This window comes from Enterobacter sp. RHBSTW-00318 (genome assembly GCF_014101375.1).
In the GTDB taxonomy this organism is placed as follows: Bacteria; Pseudomonadota; Gammaproteobacteria; order Enterobacterales; family Enterobacteriaceae; genus Enterobacter; species Enterobacter ludwigii.
In genome coordinates this window covers 2,710,841-2,722,726 of sequence record NZ_JABXQH010000001.1, presented here as the reverse complement: position 1 = coordinate 2,722,726, position 11,886 = coordinate 2,710,841, and the positions used below count along the sequence as shown (strand labels likewise).

Sequence of the window (11,886 nt, the reverse complement as noted above, 5' to 3'; positions counted from 1 at the left end):
TCTCCATAATGTCAGGAATTTCCCTGGAAGGGTTTACTCCTGCTTCGCAGAGTGCGTAACATAGCCCTCACTCTTACGTCTTACGGACTCATTATGAAAAAACCAGCGTTTATCATCACCATTGATACAGAAGGCGATAATCTCTGGCAAAACCACCGTGTTATCAAAACGGAAAACGCACGCTACCTGGCGCGATTTCAGGCGCTATGCGAGCGTTTTGGTTTTAAGCCGGTCTGGCTGACCAACTATGAGATGGCGATCGAACCGGTTTTCATTGAGTTCGCAAAAGATGTGATTGCCCGCGGCCAGGGCGAGGTTGGCATGCATCTTCATGCGTGGAACAGCCCACCTGAACATGACCTCACCGGTGATGACTGGCGCTGGCAACCTTATCTGATTGAGTTTTCAGATGAAATTATGCGCGAGAAAGTGCTTTTTATGACGCACTTACTGGAAGAGACCTTCCAGACCAAAATGCTGAGCCACCGTGCCGGGCGTTGGGCGTTTGATCGTCGCTACGCAAACTTGCTGATAGAGCTGGGTTATCAGGTTGACTGTTCCGTCACCCCACGGGTGAACTGGCGAAATGCCAAAGGGGCACCGCAGGGTCACGGAGGAACGAATTATCAGCATTTCCCTGACCATGCCTACTTTATTGATACAGAGGATATTTCCCGCCCGGGAAAGAGCCCTTTACTCGAAGTGCCGATGAGTATTCAGTATAAACACCCGGCCTGGCTGAACACCGTTAAACAGGGCTACGATCGGCTGCGTGGGAAATACCGTTCCCCGTCAGTTAACTGGCTGCGTCCGTCCGGTGGAAACGCGTCTGAGATGATTAAGGTCGCACAACAGTGCTTGTCGCAGGGCAATGATTATGTGGAGTTTATGCTCCATTCTTCAGAATTTATGCCCGGCGGAAGTCCTACGTTCAAAGATGATGCGGCCATTGAAGGGTTGTACCAGGATTTGGAACAGTTGTTTACATGGCTGTCGGACAAGACGGTGGGGATGACATTGGCGGAGTTTTATCAACACCAGAAATAATAATGCCCGCCAGGCGGGCATTATTTATCATTGTTGTTTTGTCTGAGAGAAAGGTGTACTCAGAGCAAACAGGATCATAAAGAATATCAATGCCTCTGAACTCAACAATATGACGTCTGTCAGGCCATAGAGCAATAATAGAAGCATGGCAGTCAATAGCAGACCATTTTTGTTTCTGATGGCGTAGCCAATCATCGACACAAAGAAAAAGAGCAGTATTGCCAGGCCAGGTATTCCTTGTAATGAATACTTTTCAATGAATTCATTGTGTAGATGTACTTTGATAAAATCGAGTGCAGCAGCGAGATGCGGATGACCATCGCTAACATAGCGTTTTGTCCATGCTTCTCGATCCTCGACTGACTGTCCCAGAGGATGCGCCAGACCATTTTGAATACCGATAGTCCACATGGAAAAACGTGCGCCGAGAGAAGTGCGATCGTTGCCTTTCTCATAGTTCTCTAGTTCAGTTTGAGTTTGCATGATCTTAGGTGAAATCAGAGGCTTGTAGCTTACGACTACAATACCCGCCACAATACATAAAAAGATCAGAGTCGATTTCAGATGAATTCTTCTGAAATGATAAAGCGTCATTACGATAGCAAGAAGTAAATAGAGCCCCATTGCAGCACGCGTTCCGGTCAAAAGAATAATAAAGAATGAGACCAAAATGGTTAAACCGGCCAGAACATAGAGCTTTACATTTTTCTGAAGGTAAAGACTGTATACAAAGGCAAGTGACAGCACGGAGTAAACATAGGCAGAGACCGTGGCTCGATTGATTGCCATTTCAACACGAGCCATACCTTGTGATGCCTGCCACAATCCATAACCGGTTGCAAGAGCAAATCCTGTCGCAGTTGCTAAAAGAAAATATTTCTTAAAGCTTTCTCTGTCGATATAAGCTTTAAAACGGTCAATATAGAAAACGAGAATACTCGCCAAAAGTAATTTTTTACTTGCACCGAGATAATCGCTGTACATGTTTAAGCCTTCGTTATGGTACTCGTAGACCATATACCAGGCAAAGTTCAGTAATCCGATAAGAAGTATGGGAAGAGCTATTGAGAATGGTTTTAGCGTAATTTTTTTGTACTCAAACGCTAAACCGAGGATAGCGATATAAATTGCAATATAGAAAAACTCACGTTGCTTCCCTGAATTGACTAATGCAAGCATCAAAGAGATGAAACTCAGAAAAAGTGTCAGTTGATAAAGTCGAAGTTTTATTTTTTCCATAATGCCTTAATAACCCTTTTCTTATAACTAAACCGAATATGAGTGTCCATGAAGAACGAAAGCGAATAAAGCTGGCTCACCCGAGCTTTTACCAAATGTAAGTGTGGCGTCGAGAGATACTTTTTATGGTTACTGTATATATCAAACCAGTGACAATTGATGAGATGTTTAAAACTGCGCGGAAAAGTTTCTTCCATGCGAAGCGTGCAATCAACAAGTGAAGTGATTTTGCTGGCGTCAAGTTCGCTGGATAAGCTTCCATGACGTTTGATGTAATAATAATGCCCCTGACGCTGATAAAATATTTTATGCGCTTGCATAATCATTCCGGGGAATACAGCGAAATCTTCGTAACAGACCATCGAAGGTATAGGGTTAGCTTTATACAGGTCTTTGTGAATAAATTGGCCGATCAGATGTGCCTGAAAGTCTTTATGTCGCAAAAAACGGGAGATCGCGTCTTGTTGCGAGATTGCCACAGGGTCGAAACCCTGCCAGGTTGAGGTGATCTTTTGAATATCACGAATTTCACATAAGCGCGTCAGTAGCATATCTGGACGCTGTGCTTGCAGAAAATCCACGGCATCCCGAATGCTGCCCGGTTTTAGCCGGTCATCGCTGTCCAGCATCGTAATATAGTCCCCTGATGCCAGCGTAACAGCACTGTTTCGGACCTGACCCACGTTACGGTAATCCACACATCGCGCTGTTGCATGAGGTAATTTTGGTAACCACGCTTCAATAATATCCTGTGTGCCATCATCTGAGCTGTCATTAAAGATGATGATCTCAACAGCATCACCTGCACTGCCAATCGCATTCTGCAGGCTTTCTAAAGTGGCATGAAGGGTATCTTCGGCATTATGCGCGGCAATAATGATGCTTAGAAAAGCCATAAAAATTAGTTTCCCTGGGCATCAGTGAGAGATGTGATTGTGTTAGCTTTTGGTAATTCGCGAATAAAATCTTTAAGCTCACGTAGTGATTCGTCTGTCACAGCGAAAAGTTCTTCCCGATCTTGTGAGAAATAGTAGCGTGTTTCAAATACATATGAGCAAATATTCTCATCCTTCCCAATCAGCAATACCTTACCAAGCGGACGTTGTTCATAATGGCAGCAAGGGCCAAACAGCAACACCACCGGGACGGCCACCGCATCGGCGATGTAGATATTCCCTGAGTCTGACGCAATATAACAATCCATTTTTGATATCGCCCACGGCAGCTCTTCAAGCGATATTTTACCAATGAGATTGATAAAATTGGGAATTTCACCGTATTCACGAGTGATATCATCCATCCATGTTTGTTCGTTCGGTGCGCCAAAAACATAAAACTCGCAGGGCAGGTCGGCAAGGTGATCGACAATACGCTTCCAGATAACCGGGGGAACCGTCTTTGCTTTATTGCCTGCAGAAATGCTGATACCAATTCGGATAACCCCGGGTTTATCGAGAATTTGCGGGTAAACCGCAGGCTTGAACAGGGGCTTTGTGGCGTGCTTGGGTGAGTCCTGCCAGGTGAGCGCGCGATCGGCGAGCTTGAGATAGTTAGTGACGGACAGCGTCTTTTTGCCATGCTCAACGGTACCATCAGCCGTGGCATAAAAAATTCCGTGATACCACCTGCGCGTATAAGTGCTTAAAAATTGTTTGTTTTTTGCATTACAGGCTGAGGCGAAAAAGAGATTCACACTGTTGGGCTGCAGCAGATAGACATTGTCGTAGCGATTCATGATCCGGCAGGCGAAGCAGAGCTTACGCCACAGGTTGCGCTTTTGCTGCTCCACAAAAAAGATCTCTTCGATACTGTCGTCATGCTGAGCCAATGCGTTAACGCTGCGGCTGATCAGCACATCGCTTTTTTGCAGATACGCCAGTAGAGGCGTTGCATTGATAAAGTCACCGATTTTGGCTGTCTGAATGACAAGGTTTCTGCCCGTGTCTTTGCGAAACAGCTTCCGGATGAGTTTCACCGGAAAAAGTAAAATCAGCAGAAATACATAACTCATGGGTTAAATATCCCTGTTAGAAAGCCGATGGCTGCCCTGTAAAAACGAAAAAATCGCATCTGCGGTTATGTCTCTCATCTGCTGCGTCGGACTCACCATTTGATGCTGGTTTTTACCGTACCCCCCGATCAGTCCCGGGTCGGTCGGACCGAAGAGGGTGATATTGGGGCGGTCCAGCGCTGCGGTTAAATGGCTTAATCCGGTATCCACGGATACGACGGCGTTGGCGCCTGCCAGTTGCGCGGCAACCTGAGCCAGCGTGAGTTTAGGTAACACTTCCACATTTGAAAAACCCGCGGCCAAACGCTCTGCGCGTTGCCTTTCGTGTTCTGCGCCCCACGGGAGTTTAATATGGATGCCGGTCGGTTGCATTAGCTCAATGAGTCTTCGCCAGTGTGATTCCGGCCAGTGCTTATCATCGCGCGTTGTGGCATGCAGAAAGACCAGATAGGGCGGTGTGTGCGTCTTCGCATCGCGCAAAAAATGTTGCGCAATAGCGTAATCACCCTGCGTGTCCGGTTTTGCATAGCCGAGGCTTTTCGCAAACAGCTCGCGGGTGCGCTCCACGGCGTGCTGCTGTTTCGCGATATGGTGGCGGCGATTATAGAACAGGCTCGCCAGCGGCTCGCGGGCGGTTTGCCAGTCCATACCGTGCTTTACGCCATGTGCCAGACGCGTGACCAGCGCGGCGCTTTTGACCAGACCCTGTGCGTCAATGATGGCATCGTAACGCTGCGCTTGCACCGCATCACGGAAGGCTTGACGTTCAGCCTTAATCGGTGCTGAGAACCACGCTTTACGCCAGCGGCGGATAGCAACCGGGATCACGCGGTCTACTGCTTCATGCCAGGTGGGGATCTGTGCGAAGCCCTCCTCCACCACCCAGTCAAAACGAATGCCGGGAATGGCCTGCATGGCGTCGGTGAGCGACGGCAGAGTATGCAGGACATCGCCCATGGAAGAGGTTTTAACGATCAATACCCGCATCCGTTATCCTTCTTCACTCAACAGCAGCTCGTTGAGCTCTTCAAGGACACACTCGGGCGTGATGTCGATCAGGCTCTGGTGATAGCCTTCAGCCGCATCGCCTTTTCGCACCTTGTGATAACCGCTGATCAGACGTATGACGCGCGCTTTATGAGAAAGCGGTGGCGTAAAGTCAGGGCTGCTGGGGCCATACAGAGCAACCAGCGGCCGGTTGAGCGCAGCGGCGACGTGCATCAGGCCTGAGTCGTTGGTGACGACGGCTTTACAGGCGGCAAGTAAAACTACTGCCTGTTCCAGCTGGGTTTCCCCTGCCAGATTACGGCACCATGCCTGCTGTTCTGTATTCAGCGAAGCCAGAATTTCGTTACCCGCCTCGTGGTCTTTCGCCGAGCCAAACAACACGACCTGATTACCTTCATCGATCAGCTGTTTTGCCAGCTCAGCGTAATGATAATGCGGCCAGCGTTTTGCCGGGCCGAACTCTGCTCCCGGGCAGAAACCGATCATAGGGCGTTCTGATGAAATTCCAAACGCGTTGCAGGTGTGGGATTTCTCACCGTCGTTGACCTGGAGCTGGGGCCAGAGCAGCGGTTGCGGCAGATCTTTTGCGCTGCGCATCACGCCTTTGTCATAGGCCAGCGCGACGTAGCGCTCGACCATAAGTGGCCAGGCGTCTTTATCGAGCACGCGCGCGTCGTTCAGCAGACCGTAGCGCATTTCTCCACGCCAGCCGGTGCGATGGGGGACGCCCGCAAAGAAGGGTACCAGGGCGGATTTAAAGGAGTTAGGCAGGACATAGGCGCGGTCATAGCGCTTTTCGCGCAGGCTATGGCCGAGCTTGCGACGTTCACCAATTTCCAGCGCGCCGTGGCCGAGCGGCATTGGGATCGCCTCGTTAACTTCCGGCATACGCGATAACAACGGACGGCACCAGGCAGGTGCCATCACGTCAATTATCGCCTGGGGATAACGCGCCTTGAGCGTACGATAGAGACTTTGCGACATCATCATGTCGCCCACCCATGACGGGCCGATCACCAGAATTTTCATACTTACGCGTCGCGGTTCAGCCAGGCCATATATTCCGTTACGCCTTCGGCAACGGTCTTGAACGGTTTGTCGTAACCCGCTGCACGCAGGTTGGTCAAATCCGCCTGCGTGAAGGCCTGGTAACGACCTTTCAGTTTGTCCGGGAACGGAATGTATTCAATGCTGCCTTTTTTGTGGTACGCCAGGGTGGCATCCGCCACGGCCTGGAAGGATTCCGCACGGCCTGTCCCCAGGTTAAAGATACCGGAGACGCCGTTTTCCCAGAACCACAGGTTCACTGCCGCCACGTCGCCTACGTAGACGAAGTCACGCTTGAAGCCGTCACTGCCTTCAAACAGTTTCGGGCTTTCGCCATTGTTCAGCTGCGTGTTCAGGTGGAACGCGACGCTCGCCATGCTCCCTTTGTGGCCTTCGCGCGGTCCGTACACGTTGAAGTAACGGAAACCCACAATCTGGGAATTGGCTTCAGGCAGAACCTGACGCACGTATTCATCGAACAGGAATTTGGAGTAGCCATAGACGTTCAGCGGCTGCTCATATTCGCGGGATTCGATGAAGTCTGACGTACGGCCACCGTAGGTTGCTGCAGAAGAGGCGTACAGGAACGGAATTTCACGCTCCAGGCAGTAATGCAGGATCTCTTTAGAGTACTGATAGTTATTGTCCATCATGTACTTGCCATCCCACTCGGTGGTGGAAGAGCATGCACCTTCGTGGAAGATGGCTTCGATCTCGCCGAACTCTTCACCTGCCATAATCTGGATAAGGAAGTCTTCTTTATCCATATAGTCAGCGATGTTCAGATCCACCAGGTTTACAAACTTGGTGCCGTCTTTCAGGTTGTCCACCACCAGAATGTCGGTGATGCCTTTGTCATTGAGGGCCTTAACAATGTTGCTGCCGATAAAGCCCGCGCCGCCGGTAACGATGATCATAACTGTAACCTTTGAAGTGTGGAGTCCGGGGACAATCCCGGACGCTAATGTTCTTATCATATCATTAGTATGGCTGCCCTTCAGCCATTCACCGACATAGCGCAAGGGTACACGTGATTTATGCTGCAAAAACGAGAAGAGATAATGTGTCATCTCGTCATGGCGGCCAGGGTTGGGTAATATGTGCCAAAATTTGCCGAGTCTGGAGAATTGCAATGCGTGGTGATTTTTACAAACAGTTAAACAGCGACCTCGACACCGCACGTGCGGAAGGGTTGTTCAAAGAAGAGCGTATTATCACGTCTGCTCAGCAGGCGGACATCACCGTTGCCGATGGCAGCCATGTGATCAACTTTTGTGCGAACAACTACTTAGGTCTTGCGAATCACCCTGAGCTGATTGCCGCGGCAAAACAAGGCATGGACACCCACGGTTTCGGTATGGCCTCCGTACGCTTCATCTGCGGTACGCAGGACAGCCATAAGCAGCTTGAGAAAAAGCTGGCGGACTTCCTGGGGATGGAAGATGCGATCCTGTACTCCTCGTGCTTCGACGCCAACGGTGGTCTGTTTGAGACGCTGCTCGGCGCAGAAGATGCCATTATCTCCGACGCCCTGAACCACGCTTCTATCATTGACGGTGTGCGCCTGTGTAAAGCGAAGCGCTTCCGCTACGCCAACAACGACATGGTTGAACTGGAAGCGCGCCTGAAAGAAGCACGTGAAGCAGGTGCCCGCCATGTGCTGATTGCCACAGACGGCGTGTTCTCTATGGATGGCGTGATTGCCAACCTGAAGGGCGTGTGCGACCTGGCAGACAAATACGATGCGCTGGTGATGGTTGATGATTCACACGCCGTCGGCTTTGTTGGTGAGAACGGCCGTGGATCTCACGAATACTGTGACGTAATGGGCCGCGTGGACATTATCACCGGTACGCTGGGTAAAGCGCTCGGCGGCGCGTCAGGGGGTTATACTGCTGCGCGTAAAGAGGTGGTTGAGTGGCTGCGCCAGCGTTCCCGTCCATACCTGTTCTCCAACTCGCTGGCGCCGGCGATTGTTGCCGCATCCATTAAAGTTCTGGAAATGGTGGAGTCTGGCGCTGAGCTGCGTGACCGTCTGTGGTCAAACGCCCGCCTGTTCCGTGAAAAAATGGGTGCCGCAGGGTTTACGCTCGCCGGTGCCGATCACGCCATTATTCCGGTGATGCTGGGCGATGCGGTTGTGGCGCAGAATTTTGCCCGCGAGCTGCAGAAAGAAGGAATTTACGTTACCGGGTTCTTCTTCCCGGTGGTACCAAAAGGCCAGGCGCGTATCCGTACCCAGATGTCTGCGGCGCATTCGCCTGAACAAATTGAACGTGCGGTGGAAGCCTTTACCCGCATCGGCAAACAGCTGGGCGTAATTGCCTGAGGACGTGTGATGAAAGCGTTATCCAAACTGAAAGCGGAAGAAGGGATTTGGATGACCGACGTGCCGGAGCCGGAAGTCGGTCATAACGATCTGCTGATCAAAATTCGTAAAACCGCCATTTGCGGCACTGACGTTCATATCTACAACTGGGACCAGTGGTCGCAGAAAACCATTCCGGTACCGATGGTCGTGGGCCACGAATATGTCGGCGAAGTGGTGGGCATGGGTCAGGAAGTAAAAGGCTTCAACATTGGCGACCGCGTCTCGGGTGAAGGTCATATTACCTGTGGTCACTGCCGTAACTGCCGCGGTGGACGCACGCACCTGTGCCGTAACACAATCGGCGTGGGCGTGAACCGTCCGGGCTGCTTCGCAGAATACCTGGTGATCCCGGCGTTTAACGCGTTCAAAATCCCGGACAACATTTCTGACGATCTGGCCTCTATCTTTGATCCCTTCGGCAACGCGGTACACACGGCGCTCTCTTTCGACCTGGTCGGCGAAGATGTGCTGGTTTCCGGCGCGGGTCCCATCGGGATTATGGCGGCCGCGGTGGCGAAGCACGTTGGTGCCCGCAATGTGGTGATTACCGATGTGAACGAGTATCGCCTGTCGCTGGCGCGCAAAATGGGTGTGACCCGCGCGGTGGATGTCTCTAAAGAGAGCCTGAGCGACGTGATGGAAGAGCTGGGCATGACCGAAGGTTTTGACGTGGGTCTTGAGATGTCCGGCGCACCACCGGCGTTTCGCACCATGCTGGACACCATGAACCACGGCGGACGTATTGCGATGCTGGGCATTCCACCGTCTGATATGTCTATCGACTGGAACAAGGTTATCTTCAAGGGGCTGTTCATCAAAGGTATCTACGGCCGCGAGATGTTCGAAACCTGGTACAAGATGGCGGCACTGATCCAGTCTGGTCTGGACCTGTCTCCGATTATCACCCATCGCTTCTCCATCGATGAGTTCCAGGAAGGCTTTGACGCGATGCGCTCTGGCCAGTCCGGAAAGGTTATCCTGAGCTGGGATTAGTCATAAAAAAAGGGGCCTCAGGCCCCTTTTTTACTGGTTCTTCTTCTCTTCGTCTGTCAGGTAACGCACCTTTCGCGTGTAATCCTGACCTTTGAACTGCAGCTTATTGTCTGGTGACTCAAGATACTTCTGCCATTCGGACAGCGGGAAACCGCCGTGTGCGCCAATGACCTCTTTCGGTACCACAGCCTCTTGTCCGCCAATTTTCTTAGAGACCGGCCAGTTCATCCAGTCACCCAGATTGACCGTTTTCACATCCAGCATATCCAGAAGTGCGGCGAGCGGAAGCTGATCGGTTGGGGGCTGATTATCTTCCATTAGCTCCCAGGTATCCTGGAACAGGGTCAACCACAGCGGGCAAATGCGTCGCCACGTCTTTTGGGTTGCTGCGAGGAAAGCGCCGTTAACGTGATCGACAAGATAAGGGCGCACCGTCTCTTTGTAATAGGCGGGCACTTTCTCCTCGGGAGCGCCATCGAGTTTGGCGATCATCTTACCCTGACGGAAGCTGGAGTAGATGTGCATATCGGCCATGTTGATCTCAGGCATTTTGAGCAGATTGAGATCGGAGTCAATCATCAAAACGCCTTCACCCCGGGCCTGTAGCGGCGCATTGAGCTTCACCAGACGGCTAAGATAGATCTGCTTGTAGCGGTAACTCTCTTCTCGTTTAGGAAGCGTGAGTGTCACTACGCGAGTTTTAGGGGGAAGCACCCCGAAAGCAGATTCTGGCTGATCGCTGACAATCACGATCTCGCTGACGCCGGTGGCATAACGCTCAGCAAAAGTTGCCGACAGTAACGCCTCTTCAACAAAATCAGCGCCGGTGCAAGGAATGACGATGGAGTCAACGGCAACAAGATTGCCCGTTACCGGTAGGGAACGGTACGGAATGTTATGTCGTCCGGTAATATGACGATAGCGAGCGTTAAGGAATTTAAACATGTTCATCTCGTGTGATTATTTTGCGCCAAGTACCGCTTCGACGCCGCTAACATACTGTTCAATGGCATAGGTTCCACAGACATTCTGACGGGCAGCCAAAGCCAGGCGTGCGCGCAGATCGGCATCTTTCCAGATGCTCTCAAGATGCGCGGCAAGCTGTGAAACGTCGCCCCAGGGGAACAAGAGTCCCGTCGACCCTGGGTCAATTAATTCCGCTGTCCCGGTCACCTGCGAGCCAATGACAGGGATATTAAGCAACATGGCTTCCAGCACGACGCGAGGTAATCCTTCGCTCTGTGAGGCTAAAATAAAAGCGTCAAATGTCGCAAGGTAATCAAAGGGGGTATTCTGGAACCCCGTGAAGACGACCTGCTTCTCAATACTCAATGCGGTGGCCTGGGCAATTAATGCGTCGCGTTCGCCACCTTCACCGACTAACACCATCTTCCATTTTGCGTCAGGGTTCTTCTGACTGAACTGCGCCAGCGCCTCCAGAGTATGATGGTTTGCTTTGCGGGGGATCAGTGACCCCACGCTACCGAAAACGAAAGTATCGTCATCAATGTTCAGCCGCTGGCGCATTGCACGTCGGTCTGGCAGGGGCTGGTGGATGTCGATTGCATTGTTTACGGTTGTGCAGAGCTCAGGGCGAACCCCATTCTGAAGTAAAACACGCTCAACGCCGTGGGAGACCGCGATGATTTTTGTGGCATGGTCATTAACCAGCCTGACCAGCGGCGGTGTCATGACAGGTTCGATGCGGCAGTGCTGAATTAACCGCACATGCTGTTTTGCACCGGCTAAATACCCTTCTTCATTTGAGCCAGGCTGATTGTTCATATACAGCGTATCGAATCCGCCTTCACTGAGCAGCGTTGCAATTCTGCGAACATTGGGCCGAATACGCCAGAGCGTATCGATATGGCGCGTAAAGGCCTTACGCCCCCGGCGCGAGAAGAAAAGGAGACTGCGGCCCAGCTCTTTCGCAAGTTTCGCCCATACGGGCTGCCGTGGCTGAGGGATCACAATTAAGGGAATGCCGATACTGTCCAGCACCTGGCCGATTGTTTGCCCTTCGGCACGGCTGTAATCACTGTAAAAACAGCAGGTGATATCGAACTTCTCGCGGTCAATCCGCTTCAGAAGTTCGAGCATGCTGTTGGTGCCACCGCCCCACTCTTTGCCGGTATCGAGGAGCAGTATTTTGTGTCGTTGCAGCATCGTT

The 11,886-nt window shown here is 51.4% G+C and carries 11 protein-coding genes; 3 read left to right on the top strand and 8 right to left on the bottom strand.

The genetic code is table 11. The features are described 5' to 3' along the window. Positions 1-93 precede the first annotated feature (93 nt). On the top strand, positions 94-1,047 hold the full coding sequence (locus HV157_RS13490) for a polysaccharide deacetylase family protein (RefSeq protein WP_059305848.1): 954 nt from the start codon (positions 94-96) through the stop codon (positions 1,045-1,047). A 27-nt stretch (positions 1,048-1,074) separates the two neighbouring features. Here the strand turns inward: HV157_RS13490 and HV157_RS13485 are convergent, their stop codons facing one another. Genes HV157_RS13485 through rfaD form a run of 6 tightly spaced genes read right to left on the bottom strand, consistent with a single transcriptional unit; the run spans position 1,075 to position 7,269 of the window. After that, on the bottom strand, positions 1,075-2,286 hold the full coding sequence (locus HV157_RS13485; RefSeq protein ID WP_182268084.1) for an O-antigen ligase family protein: 1,212 nt from the start codon (positions 2,284-2,286) through the stop codon (positions 1,075-1,077). Further along, positions 2,274-3,182 (bottom strand): glycosyltransferase family 2 protein, encoded by a 909-nt coding sequence (locus HV157_RS13480; protein ID WP_182268085.1) that lies wholly within the window; start codon positions 3,180-3,182, stop codon positions 2,274-2,276. Before HV157_RS13480 ends, HV157_RS13485 begins: the two co-directional genes overlap by 13 nt. A gap of 5 nt (positions 3,183-3,187) precedes the next feature. Next, positions 3,188-4,297, bottom strand: a complete 1,110-nt coding sequence (locus HV157_RS13475; protein ID WP_032679327.1) for a glycosyltransferase family 9 protein — start codon at positions 4,295-4,297, stop codon at positions 3,188-3,190. Positions 4,298-4,300: 3 nt separating this feature from the next. Then, a complete protein-coding gene (rfaC, locus tag HV157_RS13470; RefSeq protein WP_032679328.1) occupies positions 4,301-5,284 on the bottom strand; it encodes a lipopolysaccharide heptosyltransferase RfaC in 984 nt (327 codons plus the stop codon). A 3-nt stretch (positions 5,285-5,287) separates the two neighbouring features. Further along, entirely contained in the window at positions 5,288-6,334 is a 1,047-nt protein-coding gene (gene rfaF, locus HV157_RS13465) for an ADP-heptose--LPS heptosyltransferase RfaF (protein WP_014168068.1), read from the bottom strand. A gap of 2 nt (positions 6,335-6,336) precedes the next feature. After that, the gene (gene rfaD, locus HV157_RS13460) at positions 6,337-7,269 is read right to left on the bottom strand and encodes an ADP-glyceromanno-heptose 6-epimerase (protein ID WP_008502707.1); all 933 of its coding nucleotides are present in this window, start codon (positions 7,267-7,269) and stop codon (positions 6,337-6,339) included. Between the two features lie 215 nt (positions 7,270-7,484). On the opposite strand from rfaD, the gene kbl reads away from it, so the two are divergent. Both kbl and tdh read left to right on the top strand, forming a co-directional pair. Then, positions 7,485-8,681, top strand: coding sequence for a glycine C-acetyltransferase (gene kbl / locus HV157_RS13455; protein WP_020882676.1), 1,197 nt, complete (start codon positions 7,485-7,487; stop codon positions 8,679-8,681). Positions 8,682-8,690: 9 nt separating this feature from the next. Next, a complete protein-coding gene (gene tdh / locus HV157_RS13450; RefSeq protein WP_020882675.1) occupies positions 8,691-9,716 on the top strand; it encodes an L-threonine 3-dehydrogenase in 1,026 nt (341 codons plus the stop codon). Between the two features lie 30 nt (positions 9,717-9,746). On the opposite strand, the gene HV157_RS13445 is transcribed toward tdh, so the two are convergent. Together HV157_RS13445 and HV157_RS13440 are read right to left on the bottom strand one after the other, a co-directional pair. Beyond that, entirely contained in the window at positions 9,747-10,661 is a 915-nt protein-coding gene (locus HV157_RS13445) for a hypothetical protein (RefSeq protein WP_182268086.1), read from the bottom strand. 15 nt (positions 10,662-10,676) lie between these two features. Next, positions 10,677-11,882: a glycosyltransferase gene (locus HV157_RS13440; RefSeq protein ID WP_182268087.1), complete on the bottom strand. Its 1,206-nt coding sequence runs from the start codon at positions 11,880-11,882 to the stop codon at positions 10,677-10,679. Positions 11,883-11,886: the final 4 nt, after the last annotated feature.

What these genes read in the sequence shown, in the direction of transcription:
- rfaD (WP_008502707.1), bottom strand. Translation starts at nt 7,269, where the DNA reads ATGATCATCGTTACCGGCGGCGCGGGCTTTATCGGCAGCAACATTGTT.
- tdh (WP_020882675.1), top strand. Translation starts at nt 8,691, where the DNA reads ATGAAAGCGTTATCCAAACTGAAAGCGGAAGAAGGGATTTGGATGACC.
- HV157_RS13490 (WP_059305848.1), top strand. Translation starts at nt 94, where the DNA reads ATGAAAAAACCAGCGTTTATCATCACCATTGATACAGAAGGCGATAAT.
- HV157_RS13485 (WP_182268084.1), bottom strand. Translation starts at nt 2,286, where the DNA reads ATGGAAAAAATAAAACTTCGACTTTATCAACTGACACTTTTTCTGAGT.
- HV157_RS13440 (WP_182268087.1), bottom strand. Translation starts at nt 11,882, where the DNA reads ATGCTGCAACGACACAAAATACTGCTCCTCGATACCGGCAAAGAGTGG.
- HV157_RS13475 (WP_032679327.1), bottom strand. Translation starts at nt 4,297, where the DNA reads ATGAGTTATGTATTTCTGCTGATTTTACTTTTTCCGGTGAAACTCATC.
- HV157_RS13480 (WP_182268085.1), bottom strand. Translation starts at nt 3,182, where the DNA reads ATGGCTTTTCTAAGCATCATTATTGCCGCGCATAATGCCGAAGATACC.
- HV157_RS13445 (WP_182268086.1), bottom strand. Translation starts at nt 10,661, where the DNA reads ATGTTTAAATTCCTTAACGCTCGCTATCGTCATATTACCGGACGACAT.
- rfaF (WP_014168068.1), bottom strand. Translation starts at nt 6,334, where the DNA reads ATGAAAATTCTGGTGATCGGCCCGTCATGGGTGGGCGACATGATGATG.
- kbl (WP_020882676.1), top strand. Translation starts at nt 7,485, where the DNA reads ATGCGTGGTGATTTTTACAAACAGTTAAACAGCGACCTCGACACCGCA.
- rfaC (WP_032679328.1), bottom strand. Translation starts at nt 5,284, where the DNA reads ATGCGGGTATTGATCGTTAAAACCTCTTCCATGGGCGATGTCCTGCAT.